Annotated in this window: 18 protein-coding genes; 6 read left to right on the top strand and 12 right to left on the bottom strand. The window is 56.0% G+C overall.

The window, feature by feature from the left end:
- Window positions 1-142: 142 nt before the first annotated feature.
- From AUQ42_RS08390 to rpsF, 12 genes are all read right to left on the bottom strand, one after another.
- Window positions 143-856, bottom strand: coding sequence for an SDR family NAD(P)-dependent oxidoreductase (locus AUQ42_RS08390; RefSeq protein WP_068518620.1), 714 nt, complete (start codon window positions 854-856; stop codon window positions 143-145).
- Window positions 853-2,313 (bottom strand): amidophosphoribosyltransferase, encoded by a 1,461-nt coding sequence (gene purF, locus AUQ42_RS08385; RefSeq protein ID WP_068518619.1) that lies wholly within the window; start codon window positions 2,311-2,313, stop codon window positions 853-855. Before purF ends, AUQ42_RS08390 begins: the two co-directional genes overlap by 4 nt.
- Before the next feature lie 63 nt (window positions 2,314-2,376).
- Window positions 2,377-3,063, bottom strand: coding sequence for a CvpA family protein (locus tag AUQ42_RS08380; RefSeq protein ID WP_068518618.1), 687 nt, complete (start codon window positions 3,061-3,063; stop codon window positions 2,377-2,379).
- 70 nt (window positions 3,064-3,133) lie between these two features.
- On the bottom strand, window positions 3,134-4,546 hold the full coding sequence (gene radA / locus AUQ42_RS08375) for a DNA repair protein RadA (RefSeq protein WP_068518617.1): 1,413 nt from the start codon (window positions 4,544-4,546) through the stop codon (window positions 3,134-3,136).
- Window positions 4,547-4,611: 65 nt separating this feature from the next.
- On the bottom strand, window positions 4,612-5,388 hold the full coding sequence (locus AUQ42_RS08370) for an ABC transporter ATP-binding protein (protein WP_068518616.1): 777 nt from the start codon (window positions 5,386-5,388) through the stop codon (window positions 4,612-4,614).
- Between the two features lie 15 nt (window positions 5,389-5,403).
- Window positions 5,404-6,177, bottom strand: a complete 774-nt coding sequence (locus AUQ42_RS08365; RefSeq protein WP_068518615.1) for an ABC transporter permease — start codon at window positions 6,175-6,177, stop codon at window positions 5,404-5,406.
- A gap of 72 nt (window positions 6,178-6,249) precedes the next feature.
- Window positions 6,250-7,371, bottom strand: a complete 1,122-nt coding sequence (gene alr / locus AUQ42_RS08360; protein WP_068518614.1) for an alanine racemase — start codon at window positions 7,369-7,371, stop codon at window positions 6,250-6,252.
- 48 nt (window positions 7,372-7,419) lie between these two features.
- Entirely contained in the window at window positions 7,420-8,958 is a 1,539-nt protein-coding gene (locus AUQ42_RS08355) for a replicative DNA helicase (protein WP_068518613.1), read from the bottom strand.
- Between the two features lie 220 nt (window positions 8,959-9,178).
- Window positions 9,179-9,787 (bottom strand): 50S ribosomal protein L9, encoded by a 609-nt coding sequence (rplI, locus tag AUQ42_RS08350; protein WP_068518612.1) that lies wholly within the window; start codon window positions 9,785-9,787, stop codon window positions 9,179-9,181.
- Window positions 9,787-10,725: a DUF2232 domain-containing protein gene (locus AUQ42_RS08345; protein WP_068518739.1), complete on the bottom strand. Its 939-nt coding sequence runs from the start codon at window positions 10,723-10,725 to the stop codon at window positions 9,787-9,789. Before AUQ42_RS08345 ends, rplI begins: the two co-directional genes overlap by 1 nt.
- Before the next feature lie 46 nt (window positions 10,726-10,771).
- Entirely contained in the window at window positions 10,772-11,011 is a 240-nt protein-coding gene (gene rpsR, locus AUQ42_RS08340; RefSeq protein ID WP_197460813.1) for a 30S ribosomal protein S18, read from the bottom strand.
- A 16-nt stretch (window positions 11,012-11,027) separates the two neighbouring features.
- Window positions 11,028-11,405, bottom strand: coding sequence for a 30S ribosomal protein S6 (gene rpsF, locus AUQ42_RS08335; RefSeq protein ID WP_068518611.1), 378 nt, complete (start codon window positions 11,403-11,405; stop codon window positions 11,028-11,030).
- 443 nt (window positions 11,406-11,848) lie between these two features.
- On the opposite strand from rpsF, the gene AUQ42_RS08330 reads away from it, so the two are divergent.
- The 6 genes from AUQ42_RS08330 to mltG all read left to right on the top strand — a co-directional run bounded on the left by AUQ42_RS08330 (window position 11,849) and on the right by mltG (window position 18,387).
- Window positions 11,849-13,642 (top strand): chloride channel protein, encoded by a 1,794-nt coding sequence (locus tag AUQ42_RS08330; protein WP_068518610.1) that lies wholly within the window; start codon window positions 11,849-11,851, stop codon window positions 13,640-13,642.
- Between the two features lie 266 nt (window positions 13,643-13,908).
- Window positions 13,909-14,850, top strand: coding sequence for an ACP S-malonyltransferase (gene fabD, locus AUQ42_RS08325; RefSeq protein WP_068518609.1), 942 nt, complete (start codon window positions 13,909-13,911; stop codon window positions 14,848-14,850).
- A 43-nt stretch (window positions 14,851-14,893) separates the two neighbouring features.
- Window positions 14,894-15,634 (top strand): 3-oxoacyl-[acyl-carrier-protein] reductase, encoded by a 741-nt coding sequence (gene fabG / locus AUQ42_RS08320; RefSeq protein ID WP_068518608.1) that lies wholly within the window; start codon window positions 14,894-14,896, stop codon window positions 15,632-15,634.
- Between the two features lie 170 nt (window positions 15,635-15,804).
- Window positions 15,805-16,041 carry an acyl carrier protein gene (locus AUQ42_RS08315; protein WP_007090351.1) on the top strand — a complete coding sequence of 79 codons (237 nt, stop codon included), beginning with the start codon at window positions 15,805-15,807 and terminating at the stop codon, window positions 16,039-16,041.
- An 87-nt stretch (window positions 16,042-16,128) separates the two neighbouring features.
- The gene (gene fabF, locus AUQ42_RS08310) at window positions 16,129-17,391 is read left to right on the top strand and encodes a beta-ketoacyl-ACP synthase II (protein ID WP_068518607.1); all 1,263 of its coding nucleotides are present in this window, start codon (window positions 16,129-16,131) and stop codon (window positions 17,389-17,391) included.
- Window positions 17,392-17,412: 21 nt separating this feature from the next.
- Window positions 17,413-18,387, top strand: coding sequence for an endolytic transglycosylase MltG (gene mltG / locus AUQ42_RS08305; RefSeq protein WP_068518606.1), 975 nt, complete (start codon window positions 17,413-17,415; stop codon window positions 18,385-18,387).
- Window positions 18,388-18,429: the final 42 nt, after the last annotated feature.

Below are 18,429 nucleotides of genomic sequence, written 5' to 3'. Positions count from 1 at the left end.
CACATGCTATCGGTCCTTGGTACTCAAGCGCAATGGCTTGATGTCGTGGACATAAAAATTGTTTTGAAAATCTGCATTCCGCAACAGGAACACAAAAAAAGGGCCCGTTCGGGGCCCTTTGTCGGTGCGGTATGTGGAATGCCTAATACGCGTTGACCACTTCGCCATGTTTGGTACAGCTGGCCTCTGCCAGATCGACAAACACATCGGTGATGCTGTCGGGCGTGGGCAGCGTTTCGGGATCTTCACCCGGATAGGCTTCGGCGCGCATTTTGGTGCGGATACGACCGGGATTGATCAGATTGACGCGGACCTTGCTTTCCTCAAGCTCCTGGGCATAGGACAGGACAAGGGCTTCAAGTGCGGCTTTGGTGGCGGCATAAAGCCCCCAGAAGGCACGACCCTTGGCCGAGGCGTTTGAGGTCACGAAAATCGCGCGCCCGGCATCAGAAAGCTGCAAAAGCTTATCGACTGTGCGGATCAGGCGGAAATTCGACGTAACGTTGGTTGCGACCGTATTGTCGAAAACCTGTGTATCGATGTGACCGACCGGGGCGATTTCGCCCAGAAGACCCGCATTGCCAACCACGATATCAAGCTTGCCGAACCGTTCATAAATGGTCGGGCCGATGGCATCGACCTTTTCGAACATGGTCAGATCAAGCGGCAGCAAGCTGATCTTGCCGCCGGCATCGGTGATTTCGTCGCTGAGTTCTTCAAGCGCGCCGACATTGCGACCAATCGCAATGACCTGTGCGCCTTCGGCAGCAAAACGTTTGGCAACCGCGTAACCGATCCCGTGCGAGGCACCGGTAATCAGTGCCACGCGTCCTTCAAGGCGCTTTGTATCGATCATGCAGACTGCCTTTCGACCAGCTGGCTCAGCTTGCGGTCCTTGTTTTCGGCATTGTGATCGGTAAGCCGGATTGGATAGTCGCCGGTAAAGCACGCATCACAGAATGCCGGGCTGTCATTGTCACGGCCTGGAAGACCGGTCGCACGATACAGACCGTCAATGGTGACGAAGGCAAGGCTGTCGACACCGATGATCTTGGCCATGCTTTCGATGTCGTGATTTGCCGCCATCAGTTTGTCTTTGGACGGGGTATCGACACCATAGAAGCACGGGTTGGTCGTGGGCGGGCTTGTGATGCGCATATGCACTTCTGCCGCACCGGCCTGACGGACCAGATCAACGATCTTGGTCGAAGTCGTACCACGCACGATCGAGTCATCGACCAGAATAACGCGCTTGCCCTTAAGCTTGCCGGGGTTGGCATTATGTTTCAGCTTCACGCCAAGGTGGCGGATCTGATCGGTCGGTTCGATAAAGGTACGGCCGACATAATGGTTACGAATGATGCCCAGTTCGAACGGAATACCGCTTTCCTCGGCGTAACCCAATGCGGACGGAACGCCGGAATCAGGGATCGGCACGACAACGTCGGCTTCGATTGCGGACTCACGGGCCAGTTCACGACCGATATTCTTGCGCACGTCATAGACGCTTGTGCCTTCGACGATGCTGTCGGGGCGGGCGAAATAGACATGCTCGAAAATGCAGAAGCGCGATTTGACCGGTTTGAACGGCTTGATCGACCGCAGGCCGTCTTCGGTAATTTCAACGATTTCGCCCGGTTCGACGTCGCGGATGAATTCCGCGCCAACGATATCAAGGCCGACCGTTTCCGACGACAGGATATAGGCATCATTGAGCTTGCCCAGAACCAGCGGACGCACACCAAGCGGATCACGGACACCGATCAGTTTCTTCTGGGTCATGACGACCAGCGAATAGGCGCCTTCGACCTGACGAACCGCATCGATCAGACGATCGACGATCTTCTCGTACAGGCTGGTTGCAATCAGATGAATGAAGGTTTCCGTATCCGAGGTCGACTGGAAGATCGAACCGCGCTTGACCAGACGATCACGCACCGCAAGCGAGTTGGTCAGGTTGCCGTTATGGGCAATCGCCAATCCACCGAATTCGAAATCGGCAAAAAGCGGCTGCACGTTGCGAAGCCCCTTGCCGCCAGCTGTCGAATAGCGGACATGGCCAACTGCACGGTGGCCGGGAAGGCTTTTGATCACATCTTCGGAGCCAAAGATATCGCCAACCTGGCCCGAGGCCCGATGAGCGGGAAAATCTTCGCCGTCATAGGAAACAATACCGGCGGCTTCCTGTCCGCGGTGTTGCAATGCATGAAGGCCAAGGGCCGTCAGTGCAGCAGCATCCGGGGTACCAAAAACGCCAAAGACGCCACATTCTTCACGTAGCTTGTCGTCATCAAATGGATTGGTGGTCAGCATGAGTGGGTTCCGCTCTCTCGCCGGTGGCGCACGGACAACGTAATTTTACGAAACCCACACGCCTCACTCGTTAGTGGTCGCCTCGATCAGGCGATCCAAATCATCGCGCGAGGGCCTTGTATACCCGTTTAGGGGCGCGGGTCCAGTCCCTTTTGGTTCCGGACCAAGAAGTTGACGATAGGTTTGCTCGTTTGCATCGGCCCGACGCTGTGCGCGCTCAAGCTCTTGGGCGGTGGTATCGAAAATTTCGTCAGGAGCCATGCGCATAATAAGGAACGCGCCTTCTTCCAGAACCGGGCGGGTCCGGGCATCGCGGACCCAGTCGGGTTGCGAATCTGCGGGCAGCAGCCAGGACAGGGCCAAAAAGCCGATACAAACGATCAACGCGCCGCGCAACAGACCGAATACAAAGCCAAGGGTGCTATCAAGACTATCAAGGCCGGAATTCTGAACAGCCCGTCCGATACGGCCGCTCAGGAACGAGAAAATCAGAAACGTAATCAGAAAAAGACCAACCCCGGTCGCCAGATCGGCAATCAGTTCAGACGGGATCAGATCACGGACATAGGGCCGGGCAATTGGATAGCCATAAAGCGCGCACAAACCCGCACCCAACCATCCCATCATCGACAGGATTTCGTGGATGAAACCACGGAAAAACGCAAACACCCCCGACACAAGCAGGATACCGACAACAATCAGGTCAAACACATCGCGTGCGCCAAGATCGGGGAGGGCAGAGAAATCCATCAGTTCGTAAACCTTGTAAGTCAGTCGGTCCGGGTGTGTTCGGGATCAGGTCACATATCGCAAAGTGCGTTTAATACATGCCTTCGCGCGGGCGCACCTTGTCGCGGACATCGTCGCCGAATAGGTTTACCAAATCCTGAAGATGACCGATTTCAGTCTGGTTCAGACCCTTGATCGACAGCTTCTTCTTGCCCTGGGTGCCGTTCTTGGGGGTATAGGCATTGCCAAAGCCAAGTTTGGTGGCTTCTTTCAATCGCGATTCGAGTTGCCCGACCGGGCGCACTTCACCCGAAAGCCCGATTTCCCCGACAATAACCGTTTCGGCCGGAACCGGTGCATCGGCAACAGCCGAAATCAGGGCGGCAGCAACCGCCATGTCAGCAGCAGGTTCACCAACCCGCAAACCACCGGCAACGTTCAGATAGACGTCAAACTGACTAAGCGGCAGGCCGCACCGCGCATCCAGCACGGCAAGGATCATGTTCATGCGTGCAGAATCCCAGCCAACAACCGCACGACGCGGTGTCGCAAGGGCTGATTGGGCCACAAGGGCCTGGATTTCGACCAGCATCGGGCGTGTGCCTTCAAGCCCGGCAAACACCGCTGTACCACTGACCGGCGCTTCGCGGTCGGCAAGGAAAAGCGCAGACGGGTTGGGCACTTCGACAAGGCCGGCATCGCCCATTTCAAACACGCCGATTTCATCGGTCGCCCCAAAACGGTTTTTGACCGCGCGCAGGATGCGGAACTGATGGCCGCGTTCGCCTTCGAAATACAGAACCGTATCGACCATATGTTCAAGAACACGGGGGCCTGCGATCTGGCCTTCCTTGGTGACGTGACCCACCAGAAGGACCGCAAATCCCTTGCGCTTGGCAAGGCGGATCAGTTCAAGCGCACAGGCGCGAACCTGTGACACGGTGCCGGGCGCACTATCAAGGGTGTCGGCATACATGGTCTGGATCGAGTCAATGACCACGACGTCATGGCTGCTGGCTTCAAGGGTTGTGATGATATCACGCAGACTGGTGGCCGCGGCGAAATCGACCTTGGATTTTTCAAGTCCCAGACGGGCGGCGCGCATGCGGACCTGATCGACCGCTTCCTCGCCCGAGATATAGGCACATTTGTTTTTGGCAGCCATCGCACCAACGGCCTGAAGCAGGATAGTGGATTTGCCGATCCCCGGATCCCCGCCAACCAAAAGGGCCGATCCCGGAACAAGCCCCCCGCCACAGGCGCGGTCAAGTTCGGCAATGCCGCTTATGATGCGTTTGGGACTTGCACTTTCGCCTTCAAGGGCGACGAATTCGATGGTTTTGCCCTTGGCACCCCCGGCAATGCCACCTGCTGCCTTGGGGCCGCTTTCGACGCGTTCTTCTTCGATGCTGTTCCATTCCCCGCATCCGTCACAACGACCGGTCCATTTGCGGTATTCCGCACCACAGTTCTGACAGATGAAACGGCTTTGGGTTTTGGCCACAGAATGCTCCGCAGATCAAAGAAAAGAAATGTCCGTAACGGCGATTGCTGTCGCGTGCGACAGGATCAAAGATGCTTGAGATCAAGTTCAAGCGGACCTTCGATATCACCGGCAACGAATTGTTGCAAATAGGGGTTATCGGCAGTGTCGATTTCCGAAACCGGGCCGTCCCAGATGATCTTGCCCTGATAAAGCATCGCGACCCGGTCGGCAATTTTGCGCGCACTTGCCATATCATGGGTAATGGTCATCGCACTGGCGCCCAGTTCGCGGGTGCATTTGACGATCAGATCATTGATCACATCCCCCATGATCGGATCGATACCGGTCGTAGGTTCGTCAAAGAACAGGATTTCCGGTTCTGTCGCGATGGCACGCGCCAGTCCGACGCGCTTTTGCATGCCGCCCGAAAGCGATGCCGGGGACATATTGGCGACGTCCGATCCCAGTCCGACATCTTCGAGACGGGCAATGGCAACGTCGCGCGCATCGCGCGGCTTCATGCCACGGCCTTCGATCAGGCCAAAGGCCACATTTTCCCAGACCGAAAGGGAATCAAAAAGGGCAGCGCCCTGAAACAGCATCCCGGTTTTCGCAAGCATCGCATCGCGTTCGGCCTGACTGGCATTGGTCATATCAATGCCATCGACCGTGATCGATCCCTGGTCCGGGGTCAGGAGGCCCAGAACACATTTCAGCGTTACCGACTTTCCGGTGCCCGATCCGCCGATAATGGCAACCGACTCCCCCGGGGCAACGTCAAGATCGACGCCCTGAAGAACCTTTTTCGGGCCGAATGCCTTGTGGACATTACGCAGTGATATCTTGGCGGGATTGCTCATGATGCGGTCCGGCCCTTAACGCGTAAAGAACAGTTCGGTGACGATATAGTTCGAAATCAGGATCAGGATGGAGCTTGAAACAACCGCATTGGTCGTCGCCTGACCGACACCCTGTGCCCCGCCACGCGAATGATAGCCGTGATAGCAGCCCATCAGCGTGATGATAAAGCCGAATACGGCGGCCTTCACCAGACCGGAAATCACATCAAGCTGTTCAAGATACTGGAACGTATTGCGGATATAGGACCCGTCATTAAAGCCAAGCTTGTTGACCCCGACCAGATATCCGCCAAGCACCCCGATAATATCGCCGATCAGAACAAGTACGGGCAGGGTAACCAGACCCGCGACAACGCGCGGAACCACCAGATATTTGAACGGATTGGTCGAAAGCGTGACCAACGCGTCGATCTGTTCGGTGACGCGCATGGTGCCGATTTCAGCTGCAATCGCCGCACCAACGCGGCCCGCCACCATAAGACCGGCCAGAACCGGTCCCAGTTCGCGGGTCATGGAAATGACAACGACGGTGGCAACCGCACTTTCGGCTGAAAAGCGCGAGAACCCGGAATAGGATTGCAGGGCAAGAACCATCCCGGCAAACAGGGTGGTCATGGCGACAACCGGCAACGAGAAATAGCCGATTTCGCGCATCTGTTTGAAGATCAGGCGAAAATAGATCGGCGGGGTGACCATGTGGCCAATTGTCCGACCTGCAAACACCGTCACGCGACCAACAAGGGCCAAAAAGGTCAAAAAGATATGCCCAACCGGCGCAAAGATCGGCATCTGTACTTCGAAGTCCCCTGTTATCGGCCCGCCAAGATTGTATTGTCCGGTGGTTCGGCCAGTTTTTATGGATCAGCTTTCTGTATAAACCCGCCGATAGCGATGTCCAAGCGAAGTTAGAATTTCATAACCGATTGTACCAGCAGCAGATGCGACATCGTCAACCGTCATCTTGTCATCAAGAAGCGATACCATGTCGCCAGCCTTAAGCGGCTTGCCCGGAAGGTCGGTGATATCAACCGTGATCGCATCCATCGAAACCCGCCCGACATAGGGAACGGCATGCCCCTTGATCAGAAGTTTGCCGGAATTCGAAAGCGACCGCAGCCAGCCATCGGCATAGCCGACGGCAATGGTGGCGATTTTGGTTTTGCGTTTTGCCTGCCAGGATGCGCCGTAACCGACGGTTTGCGGTTCATCAATGTCACGCACCTGCAAGACCTTGGCCTTAAGGGTGACCACTGAGCGCATCGGGTTGGTGGTTTCCGGCGTCGGATTGCCGCCCCAAAGTGCAAAGCCCGGACGGCAGAATTCAAGGTGATATTCGTTGTCACGGAAGATCGCCGATGAATTGCAGAAACCGCGCGGTGCCGGGGGCAGGCGACGATACCATTTCATGAACAGGTCATATTGTTCCTTGGTGATCGGGTTTCCGGCCTCGTCGGCGGCGACCGGATGGGTCATGTAACCGGCTTTTTCAAACCCGTACAGAAGCGATGAATAACGATCGACCAGATGGCTGACATCAAGCGGCGTCAGGCCAAGGCGGCTCATGCCGGTATCAAGATGGATGAATGCCGGGGCCGGGCGTTCATATTCACGGCACAGATTGGACCAGCGTTCGATCTGTTCGAGATCATTGAGCACCGGGATCACGTCATTTTCGATGAAGAATTCTTCGTCACCGGGCAACACACCGTTCAGAACGGCAATCCGTCCGCCGCCGCGCAGAACCGGGAACAGTTCGGCTGCTTCGTTGGCCTGTGCCACGAAGAACAATCGGCATCCCTGCTTTTTCAGGACCGGAACGATGGTGTTGGCGCCAAGACCATAGGCATCCGCCTTTACCACGGCACCACAGGTGCGCCCGGTATAGCGTTTGGTCAGACGTTGATAGTTGTCGGCAACTGCTTTCAAATTGATCTGCAGTTCCGCGCACTCGGCAGCACGGCCGACGGCGGGAAGAACGGTCATTCGTAATACCCCGTGGAATCCGTTTACGGATGGGCGCTGGCCCAAACCCTATTCATATTCTTCTTCAGTGTGATCAAGATCGCCAAACTTGGTGTAGTTCCCGTCAAAGAACAGGCGCACGTTGCCCACCGGGCCGTGACGCTGCTTGGCAACGATTACCTCTGCGGTGTTGTAAACATGGTTCAAACGTTCCTGCCACTGCGCATAGCGTTCACCGAACTTGTCGGTGGCTTCTTCCGGGCGCTGGGCCGGTTCGGCACGTTCGAGATAATATTGTTCGCGGTAAATGAACATCACGACGTCGGCGTCCTGCTCGATCGAGCCGGATTCACGCAAGTCAGAAAGCTGCGGGCGTTTGTCGTCACGCTGCTCAACCGCACGCGAAAGCTGTGACAGCGCCAGGACCGGAACTTCAAGCTCCTTGGCAATGGCCTTGAGCATACGGGTAATTTCCGAGACCTCCTGCACACGGCCATCGCCGCGGAAGTTGGTCGGCGGTGCCAGAAGCTGAAGGTAATCGACGACGATCATGGCAAGGCCGTGCTGACGCTTCAGGCGGCGGCAACGGGTTCTAAGTGTCGATACCGGCAGGGCCGGCGTATCGTCGATATAAAGCGGAACGGTGTTGAGTTCCTGGGTCGCCAGAAGCAACCGTTCGAAATCCTGTTCGTTAAGGTCACCACGGCGCATGTTATCGCCCGAGACCTCGGCTGCCTGCGACAGCAGACGACCGGCCAGCTGTTCTGCCGCCATCTCAAGGGAGAATACGGCAACCGCACCAGTACGGGTTTCATCGCGGGTGTCTTCGCCCGCCAGCCGGTTCTGATGGGATGCAATCGCCGCGTTGAAGGCCACGTTCATGGCAAGGGCGGTTTTACCCATCGACGGACGACCGGCAAGGATCAGCAAGTCGGACGGGTGCAAACCGCCAAGCTTGCGGTCAATGTCACGCAAGCCCGTGGTCACGCCAACAACGCGCCCGGCGTTCTTATAGGCGTGATCGATATTCTCATAGGCCTTGGCAAGGGCCGGGCCAAAGGCAACAAAGCCCGATTCTGCGGCCCCAGCAGTCGCCAGCGAGAACAGTTTCTGTTCGGCTTTTTCGATCTGGGTGGTGGCGTCGGTATCGAGTTCGTATTTATAGGCCTCGTTGACCACATCTTCGCCAAGCTCGATCAGCTCGCGGCGCAGATACAGGTCATAGATCAGTTTGCCGTAATCCCCGGCATTGATCACGGAAACAAGGTTGTTTGACAGTTCGGCCAGATATTGCGCGCCGCCGATTTCTGCCAGTTCCTCGTCCTGTTTGAAATAGGCCTTGAGCGTAACCGGGTTGGCAAGCTGACCACGTTCGATCAGTTTGCCACAGGCCTCGAAAATGCGGCCATGGCGCCCGTCTGCGAAATGTTCCGGGCGCAGGATATCCGACACGCGCTCATAGGCGGCGTTGTTGTTCAGGATTGCGCCAAGAAGGGCGGCCTCTGCCTCGAAGTTATGGGGAGCCATACGTTCGAGCACCATATCGGCGTCGTCGCCGTGGTTCATATCCAGAGGAGCAAAAAGGGCATCAAGATTGGGATCTGTCATGGGCGGAAAAGGTATCAGTCATCCGGTTGGTCGCAAAGAGTTAATCGGTATAACTCATAGCCGGTATTCCGCAAGCGCAGAGGTCGCACATCCGACAGGTTTTTGAAAGTGCACTCAAAAATCCGGTCCGGGCGCTGTCGGGGCATAAGGGGACCAAAAGAAAACGGCACGCCCTTGCGGACATGCCGTTTTCCGAATGGTCTTGGAAGAAAACCCGCAATTAAGCGTTGGTTTCTTCTTCGCCTTCAGCAGCTTCGTCAGCAAGCTCAGCCGGAACTTCTTCTTCGAAGAGTTCTTCTGCAGCTTCCAGAGCTTCTTCTGCTTCTGCTTCCTCGATGGTGCCAAGAACAGCGGCGCCTTTACGGAGCTGCTCTTCTGCATCTTCTTCGGAACGTGCAACGTTGGCGGTTACTTCGATAGCAACTTCCGGGTGCAGGTTGATTTTGACCTGGTGCAGACCAAGGGTCTTGATCGGCTGATCAAGAACGACCTGGGTACGGGCAACAGTGAAACCAGCTTCGGTAACTGCGGTCGCGATGTCGCGTGCGGTAACCGAACCGTAAAGCTGACCGACGTCGGATGCCTGACGAACGAGGGTAACAGCAAGTTCACCCATCTTCTCGGCAACCGCTTCGGCTTCTTTGCGGCGTTCCAGGTTGTCAGCTTCGAGCTGTGCTTTCTGTGCTTCGAACACAGAAAGGTTTGCTTTGGTTGCACGAAGGGCCATGCCCTGCGGCAGCAAGCGGTTGCGGGCGTGGCCCGGCTTGACGGAGACTACGTCACCCATCTGACCGAGTTTTTCTACCCGCTGGAGCAGAATAACTTCCATCACCGATCCTCCTCATTGCTACGGGTCATCGGTTCTTTCCCCCGCAGCCTGATTAAATGCTCAACAATTCCAAGTCCGGTGATCGCAATAAACGACCAGCTGGACAGAACCGCGACGATGTAAAACACCGTCAGTATCATACGTTTTTGCGGCCATCGGGCTGCCTGCCCATGCACCAGCGCCAATCCCTGAAACAGGAACGGCACTGCCAGCACCACCGCGACGTTTCGCGCCACATAGGCCAGGGATCCATCGGCAAAGCCGACCGTAAACCCGGCCAGGGCGAACGCAAACAGTGACCAGCCAGGCAAGGCGAAAGACGCCATTTTCGGTGTCGGACGCAGGTTTTTGCCTGCGCGCACCAGAATTGCCTGTGCGATTGCAGCATTGGCGAACAGCATCAAAAGCCAGCTCACCGCAGCAATCGCCGGGAAGTAAACCTGGAACATGCCAATCAGACCCTGAACATCGGATGTCATAGGGACACCCATTTCCGAGTACATCTGGCTCAGGAACCTTGCGATAAGATCCTGAATGTCCAGACCTTCCGCCGACAGGGTCCCGGTAATGAAGATCATTACCGTTGCGACCATGACGGCCATGGCACTGACGACAATTCCGGACGGCAGAAAGGCAAGATTGCCATTTTCATCTTTCCGGATGACCAGCGCCATGCGGGTCAACAACATCGCCGGTCCGGCAAACACGATCACAAAGACCGTGAAAGGCAGCAGTCCCCCAAAAAGAACAAGGGCACTGCATGCGGCAATTGCCGCAACCAGCAGGCGTTTGGGTCCCTGCCAAAGTCCCGTCAGGAACAAAGGCAAATGCCCGAAATATGAGAGCAAAAGAGCAAGCGGATTTCCTGATAGGACCAACAGGAACAGAACGGCACTGCCAAGTCCTGAACCAATTGCTATGAGGGTATCACGTTGCATCATTTACTCCCGGCCGAGACCGCAAAAGGGTCTCTTGCCGACTGCCTCAGACCTGGTCTGCGTAAGGCAGCAGCGCCAGGAAGCGTGCACGTTTGATGGCTTTTGCCAGTTCGCGCTGCTTCTTGGCCGAAACCGCAGTGATACGGCTCGGAACGATTTTGCCGCGTTCGGAAACGAAACGCTGCAGCAGTTTGACATCTTTGTAGTCGATCTTCGGCGCATCATCACCCGAGAACGGGCAGGTTTTGCGACGACGGAAAAACAGACGACGTCCAGCCATGATTATATCTCCTCGCTATCTGTTAGCCGTGCTGACGGGGACCGCCACGGCGATTACCGCCACGACCGCCGCGCTCGTCGCGGTTACGCAGAATGGCAGACTGTTCTTCTTCGAACTCGTCAACCTTGACAGTCATCTGACGCAGAACGTCTTCGTTCAGGCGCATCTGACGCTCATATTCCGCGATCACATCTTTTTCAGCTTCGATCTGGAAGAGAGTATAGTGGCCTTTGCGGTTCTTTTTGACACGGTATGCCAGGGAACGCAGACCCCAATATTCGGTTTTAGCGATCTTGCCACCGAGACCTTCGATGGTCTGGGTCAGCTTTTCGTTCAGGCTTTCGACCTGTGCAGTCGAGAAGTCCTGACGTGCGATAAACACGCTTTCGTACTTGCTCATAATACTCCTAATCACTCCTTGTGGCTTATCTCTTCCTGACATGACCTCATGTCATGCAGGCATAGCCGGGCAATCCCGGCAAGGAGCCGTGAGACGGCGGAATATACACTTTTCGCCCATTAGTGCAACGCCAAATGCAAGTTTTCCACAGTCGGGCGTATGGGTGCCGAAATCGGTGCGGCGCGTTGATTTGTCTTGGCCCGGACCCGTTCGGGGGTGTTGCGCCAGTGTTGCGCTTTCCTGAGGGCCGATATGCGTGAACTGGTTCACACTTGAAACAAAAAGTTCAAGAGAGTAGGCCTTTTGGCATATGTCGGGCCGGTAACCCGCGCGACCTGTTGGTCATTTCTGTTCAACCACAGGGATGGTCGGTCTGTTCGGGGCGCGTGATGCACTCCTTGAATGCCGGTTCGTGAACCTTGTCTCAAGACTTGTGGTTAGTGATGGTAGAACCTTCTATTGATGCGGCGTCTTCACGCCGTGCATCGTTGCTCAATTTATGTTTGCTGGCGCTGTGCGTCGGAATTGTCACCGGATATGGTGCCGTTGCCTTTCGCGCACTGGTAGCACTGATCCATAACATCGCCTTTTTCGGTGTCTTTTCGATCGATTACGACGCGAACCTTCTGACCGAGCCGAGCAACTGGGGCCCGTTGGTCATTCTGGTGCCGGTTCTTGGCGGTATGCTGGTTGTGTTTCTTGTGAACAACTTCGCGCCCGAGGCCAAAGGCCACGGTGTGCCCGAGGTGATGAACGCCATTTATTTCGAACAGGGCCGTATTCGCCCGACGGTGGCGTTGGTCAAGTCGGTTGCATCTTCGTTGTCTATCGGGACCGGGGCGTCTGTCGGGCGCGAAGGTCCGATCATTCAGGTCGGCTCGGCGCTTGGATCAAGTATCGCGCAGATGTTCAAGCTTCAGACCGGGCAGCGCATCACCCTTCTTGCCGCCGGGGCCGGGGCCGGGATTGCTGCAACCTTCAACACGCCACTTGGGGCGGTGCTGTTTGCGATTGAACTGATGATGCCCGAAGTCTCGACGCGAACCTTCCTTCCGGTGGTGATTGCAACCGGGGCTGCGACCTATATCGGGCGGATATCGTTCGGGTTGGCGCCGGCCTTTGAAGTGCCGCTTGCCGCCGTTCCGCAAGTTTCGGCAATCGATCTCCAGGCACTTGTTGTCTATGTCATTCTTGGTGTCTTGTGCGGCATTGCCGCCTGGATGCTGATCCGTTCGATGCTGATTACCGGGGCGTTCTTTAAAAAGATGCCGGGCAATGACTATACCCGTCATGCTGTCGGGATGCTGTCGGTCGGCATTCTGATGTATGTGCTGCTGCTGACGGGCGGCAACTATTATATCGACGGTGTCGGCTATGGCACGATCCAGCATATCCTGCGCGGGACAATGACATCCTTGCCGCTGCTGGTGGTTCTGTTCTTTGCCAAGCTGTACGCGACATCGGTCAGTATCGGTTCCGGTGCATCGGGCGGGGTGTTTTCGCCGTCCCTGTTTGTTGGCGCGACCCTTGGTGCGGCGTGCGGTGTTGTCGGTAACATGATTTTCCCCGATGCGGGGATTACCCCGGTCGAGTTTGCTCTGGTTGGCATGGGCGGTGTTGTTGCCGCGGGGACCGGTGCGGCGATGACGGCGATCATCATGATTTTCGAGATGACGCGTGACTATAATATAATAGTGCCGCTGATTGTGGCGGTGGCGATCGCGCTTGGTTTCCGTCGCATGATCATCAGCGAGACGATCTATACGTCAAAATTGGTGCTGCGCGGACGTCATATTCCCAAGGAACGCCACAGCAACATGTTCATGGTCCATCCGGTGCGCGAGGTCATGACCACCAAACAGCTTTATGCCGATGCCGCACTTCGGGTTTCGGAAGTTATCGACAAGGTCGGTCCGTCGCCGGAACCCAACCCGATGATTGTCATCGAAGGGGACCGGATCGCCGGTGTGATTCCCGATGTGACCGCGCTGTTTTCGGTGGCCGGTGACAAGGGTAACAAGGCGCTCAAGGAGCTGATCGGTGAGGACTTTGTTGTCGTGGTCGATGACATGAACATGTATGACGTCATCAAGCGCATGGAACGCCGCAAGGCCCGGGCCGCAGTTGTGGTCAAACCATGTCGTGGCGTCCCCCGCCAGGATGATGTTTGCGGCGTGATCACGAAATCCCACATCGCCGATAGCGTGGTGTCGAGCATGCAGCACTATATCGGCTAGGCCCTGGCGGTCGCAGTTGCGATTGTGCAATGCATGATAGGCAATCCTTCAAGAAAGGCAGCAAACATGTCATACATGGTTGCTGCCTTTTGACTTGAAATCATGAATTTCCGTGCCACCTTGTTGGCGAGGTTCGCACGCGATGAGTAAAAAACCGTATCTGTTCTTGACAGTGGAGGCGGGCACGCTATCAAGGGTGGCTCGATTTTGAGGGGCCGACATACGGCGCAGCCTTCGCATAAGCTTACAAAGGTATATTTGAGATAATGACACGCGCACTCGTTTTCCCCGGTCAGGGGTCGCAAGCGGTAGGTATGGGCAAGGAACTGGCAGATGCATTCCCGGTTGCCCGCGAAGTTTTCCAGGAAGTTGATGACGCGCTTTCACAGAAGCTCAGCGCATTGATGTTCGAAGGACCGGAAAACGAACTGACCCTGACGGAGAACGCGCAGCCGGCCCTGATGGCTGTCAGCCTTGCCGTTACCCGTGTTCTTGAAAAGGAAGGCGGTTTTACGCTGACCGACAAGTGCGATCTGGTTGCCGGTCATTCGCTTGGTGAATATTCCGCCCTTGCTGCTGCTGGCACCTTTGCCATTGCGGATGCGGCCCGTCTTCTGAAAATCCGTGGCCAGGCCATGCAGGCTGCCGTGCCGGTCGGTGTTGGTGCGATGGCGGCCCTTCTGGGCCTTGATTATGCCGATGCTGTTGCCGTTGCCGAAGAAGCCGCACAGGGTGATGTCTGCACGGCGGCAAACGACAATGCAAATGGTCAGGTCGTTGTGTCGGGCCACAAGGCCGCGGTTGAACGTGCTATTGAAATCGCCAAGGAAAAGGGTGCGAAACGCGCCGTCCTGTTGCCGGTTTCCGCACCGTTCCATTGCCCGCTGATGCAGCCCGCCGCGGATCGTATGGCCGAGGCGCTTGGAACTGTGGCGATGAATGCACCGGCAAAACCGGTTGTTGCAAACGTCACAGCAGAAAAAACTGACAATCCGGAAACCATTCGTAAACTCCTTGTGGAGCAGGTTTGCGGCACAGTGCGTTGGCGTGAGTCGGTTCTTTACATGAAAGAACAGGGCATTACCGAGCTGGTCGAGATCGGCGCAGGCAAGGTTCTGACTGGCATGGTCCGTCGTATTGATCGTGATCTGAGCGGCACCGCCGTCAATGGTCCGGCAGATATCGAAGCATTCCTCGGCGCGCTTTGATCGCGTTCCGGGAAAAGACGAACCCAAAAGGGAAAGAAAGTTAATGTTTGATCTTGCAGGCAAAACAGCACTGGTAACCGGTGCGACCGGCGGTATCGGTGGTGAAATCGCCAAGGTTCTGGCAGCTGCCGGTGCAAAAGTTGCCTTGTCGGGCACCCGTCAGGAACGCCTCGAAGCCGTCGCATCCGAGATCGGCGACAAAGCTGTTGTGGTTCCGGCGAACCTTTCGGATTCCGCATCTGTTGATGGTCTGATCAAGAATGCCGAGGAGGCCCTTGGTGGTCAGCTTGATATTCTGGTCAACAATGCGGGCATCACGCGCGACCAGCTTGCCATGCGTCTGAAGGACGAAGACTGGCAGGCGGTTCTTGATGTCAACCTGACGTCTGCTTTCAAGCTTGCGCGCAATTCGCTGCGCGGCATGATGAAACGCCGTCACGGTCGTATCATCAACATCACCTCGATTGTTGGTGTTACCGGTAACCCGGGGCAGACCAACTATGCCGCTGCCAAGGCCGGCATGATCGGCTGGTCGAAGTCGCTGGCACAGGAAGTTGCCGCGCGCGGGATCACGGTGAACTGTGTTGCGCCTGGTTTCATTACCACGGCAATGACCGAAGAACTCGGAGACGCCCAGAAAGAGAAGCTTTTGGGTGGCATTCCGGCAGGTCGCATGGGCGACAGCAAAGAGATCGCAGCAGCGGTTCTGTATCTCGCAAGTGACGAAGCAGCTTATGTCACGGGACAGACCTTGCATGTGAACGGCGGAATGGCGATGATTTAACCCGTTGCGGGTTGCCTTCTTTTCTGTTTAAAAGGGGCCGCTATACCAAATATTGAAATCGGCAATTGTATGTTGTCGGTTTCCGGTTCCCGGGAGGTCCTTCAATAGGGGGAGTAAACGGGCACCACGTGAACACTAACTGACAGAAAACCTATTGAAGGATTTGAGCTATGAGTGATGTCGCAGATCGCGTGAAGAAGATCGTTGTCGAGCACCTCGGTGTTGAAGAAGACAAGGTCACTGAAAACGCAAGCTTCATCGACGATCTTGGCGCAGATAGCCTGGACACCGTCGAGCTGGTTATGGCGTTTGAAGAAGAATTCGGTTGCGAGATTCCGGACGACGCGGCTGAAAAGATTCTGACCGTCAAAGACGCGATCGACTTCATCGAAAAGGCGAACGGCTAATCTTGCCGTGAGACATGGGCGCCGGAGGGCATCCTCAGGCGCCCTTTTCGTCTTTGCTGGATTCATAAAATAAAGGCGTAATGCGGGATGAGACGCGTAGTTGTTACCGGACTTGGTGCTGTAACGCCGCTTGCTAGCGGTGCTCAGATCACTTGGCAGAAACTGCTGAACAGCCAATCCGGCATCAAGGGCATCGATACTTTCGATGTGTCCGATATCCCTGCCAAAATCGCAGGCCTCGTGCCGCGCGGTGAGGGTGAAGGACTGTTCAACGCGGAAGATCATGTCTCGATCAAAGACATGAAGAAAATGGACGATTTCATCGTCTATGGTATTGCCGCAGCAGATCAGGCACTCGCTGACTCGGGCTGGAAACCGGAAACCGACGAAGATCAGGAAGCCACCGGCGTTCTGATTGGTTCGGGTATCGGTGGTCTGCCGAAAATTGCGGATGCTTCGGATCTTGTGAATAACGGCAAGACCCGCCGTGTCAGTCCGTTCTTCATTCCGTCCTGCCTGATCAACCTGGTTTCTGGTCAGGTTTCGATCAAACACGGTCTTAAAGGCCCGAACCATGCTGTCGTAACCGCATGTTCGACCGGTGCGCACGCCATTGGCGATGCATCGCGCATGATCATGCTTGGCGATGCCGACGTCATGGTGGCCGGTGGTGCAGAAGCTGCTGTTTGCCGTCTTGGCATGGCTGGTTTTGCTGCAGCTCGTGCACTTTCGACCGGTTACAACGACACCCCGACCGAAGCATCCCGTCCGTGGGATGAAGGCCGTGACGGTTTTGTCATGGGCGAAGGTGCAGGCTGTGTCGTTCTTGAAGAATACGAACATGCCAAAGCACGTGGTGCGAAGATTTATGCAGAAGTTGGCGGCTATGGCATGTCCGGCGATGCATATCACATCACCGCACCGGCAGAAGACGGAAATGGTGGTTTCCGCTCCATGCGTAATGCGCTTCGCAACGCTGGTGTGAACCCGGAAGACGTCGACTATGTCAACGCACATGGTACGTCGACTCCGCTGGGTGATGAAATCGAACTGGGTGCGGTCAAGCGCCTGTTTGGTGATCACGCAACCAAGCTGTCCATGTCTTCGACCAAATCGGCAACCGGCCACCTTCTGGGGGCTGCGGGTGCGATTGAAGCAGTGTTCTCGATCCTTGCGATCCATGAAGGCGTCGTTCCGCCGACCCTGAACCTGCGTAATCCGTCCGAAGCCTGCAAGGGGATCGATCTGGTTCCGCTTGAAGCCAAACAGCGCAAGGTCAATGTTGCCCTGTCGAACTCGTTCGGCTTTGGTGGCACCAATGCCTCGCTGGTTTTCAAGGCGTTTAAATAGCCGAGCCTCGGGAGTTTTCCCTTGAAGCGTTTTCTGCTTTTACTTGGCTTGCTTATCATCACCGCCGCGCTCACCATTGGTGGGGCGGCGGTGTATGTTTATGTGCAATACACATCGCCAAGCAAACTGGCACAAGGCCGCGACATCATTATCCCGCAGGGGACCGGTGTGCGCGGTATCGCCGAAATTTTCCGTCGTGAACATATTGTTGATGAACCGCTGATCTTTCTGGCGGGGGTGCGCGTCAGCGGGCTGGACCGGTCATTACGTGCTGGCGAATATCATTTCCCCGAACGGGTCAGTCCACGTCAGGCGGCCGAAATCCTTGCTTCGGGTGAAACCGTCAAACGGTTTGTAACCATTCCCGAAGGCCTTCGGTCCGGCGAGATTGTTGAACGTATCAATCTGGTGGATGGCCTGACCGGCGAAATCACCGACATACCCAGCGACGGTACCCTTCTGCCCGAGACCTATCAGTTCTCGTACGGGGATACCAAACAGAGCATCCTTGATCGCATGCGCGCAGCTCATGACGAAATGGTCGAACAGCTTTGGCCGGGGCGTGACCCCGACTTGCCGTTTGATACGGTCGAAGAGGCACTGGTTCTTGCATCCATTGTTGAACGGGAAACCGGGGTAGCCGCCGAACGCGCCCGGGTTGCGGGGGTGTTTGTCAATCGGTTGCGCATTAATATGCGGTTGCAGTCCGATCCGACGGTTGCCTATGCCATCAGCCCCGACAAACGTCTGGAACGTGCCCTGACGCGTCAGGATCTTCGGTTTGAAAGCCCCTATAACACCTATGTTACCGGGGGACTGCCGCCATCACCGATCACCAATCCCGGACGCGAAGCGTTTTATGCGGTCCTGCACCCGGCAGAGACAAAAGAACTTTACTTTGTTGCCGATGGCACCGGGGGACATGCGTTTGCCCATACGCTTAAGGAACATAATCGCAATGTCGCGAAATGGCGGCGTATCCGCGATGCCCAATAGGGCTGGGTGCCTGCGCTAGAAATCAAACGTAACGGATAAGTG

It is taken from the genome of Thalassospira sp. MCCC 1A02491, assembly GCF_001613785.1.
Taxonomy (GTDB): Bacteria; Pseudomonadota; Alphaproteobacteria; order Rhodospirillales; family Thalassospiraceae; genus Thalassospira; species Thalassospira povalilytica.
This window is presented reverse-complemented; position numbering and strand designations above follow the sequence as displayed.

Coding starts and splice junctions, on each gene's coding strand:
- AUQ42_RS08390 (WP_068518620.1), bottom strand. CDS start 856: ATGATCGATACAAAGCGCCTTGAAGGACGCGTGGCACTGATTACCGGT.
- purF (WP_068518619.1), bottom strand. CDS start 2,313: ATGCTGACCACCAATCCATTTGATGACGACAAGCTACGTGAAGAATGT.
- AUQ42_RS08380 (WP_068518618.1), bottom strand. CDS start 3,063: ATGGATTTCTCTGCCCTCCCCGATCTTGGCGCACGCGATGTGTTTGAC.
- AUQ42_RS08370 (WP_068518616.1), bottom strand. CDS start 5,388: ATGAGCAATCCCGCCAAGATATCACTGCGTAATGTCCACAAGGCATTC.
- AUQ42_RS08365 (WP_068518615.1), bottom strand. CDS start 6,177: ATGCCGATCTTTGCGCCGGTTGGGCATATCTTTTTGACCTTTTTGGCC.
- alr (WP_068518614.1), bottom strand. CDS start 7,371: ATGACCGTTCTTCCCGCCGTCGGCCGTGCTGCCGAGTGCGCGGAACTG.
- AUQ42_RS08355 (WP_068518613.1), bottom strand. CDS start 8,958: ATGACAGATCCCAATCTTGATGCCCTTTTTGCTCCTCTGGATATGAAC.
- rplI (WP_068518612.1), bottom strand. CDS start 9,787: ATGGAAGTTATTCTGCTCCAGCGGGTAGAAAAACTCGGTCAGATGGGT.
- AUQ42_RS08345 (WP_068518739.1), bottom strand. CDS start 10,725: ATGCAACGTGATACCCTCATAGCAATTGGTTCAGGACTTGGCAGTGCC.
- rpsF (WP_068518611.1), bottom strand. CDS start 11,405: ATGAGCAAGTACGAAAGCGTGTTTATCGCACGTCAGGACTTCTCGACT.
- AUQ42_RS08330 (WP_068518610.1), top strand. CDS start 11,849: ATGGTAGAACCTTCTATTGATGCGGCGTCTTCACGCCGTGCATCGTTG.
- fabD (WP_068518609.1), top strand. CDS start 13,909: ATGACACGCGCACTCGTTTTCCCCGGTCAGGGGTCGCAAGCGGTAGGT.
- fabG (WP_068518608.1), top strand. CDS start 14,894: ATGTTTGATCTTGCAGGCAAAACAGCACTGGTAACCGGTGCGACCGGC.
- AUQ42_RS08315 (WP_007090351.1), top strand. CDS start 15,805: ATGAGTGATGTCGCAGATCGCGTGAAGAAGATCGTTGTCGAGCACCTC.
- fabF (WP_068518607.1), top strand. CDS start 16,129: ATGAGACGCGTAGTTGTTACCGGACTTGGTGCTGTAACGCCGCTTGCT.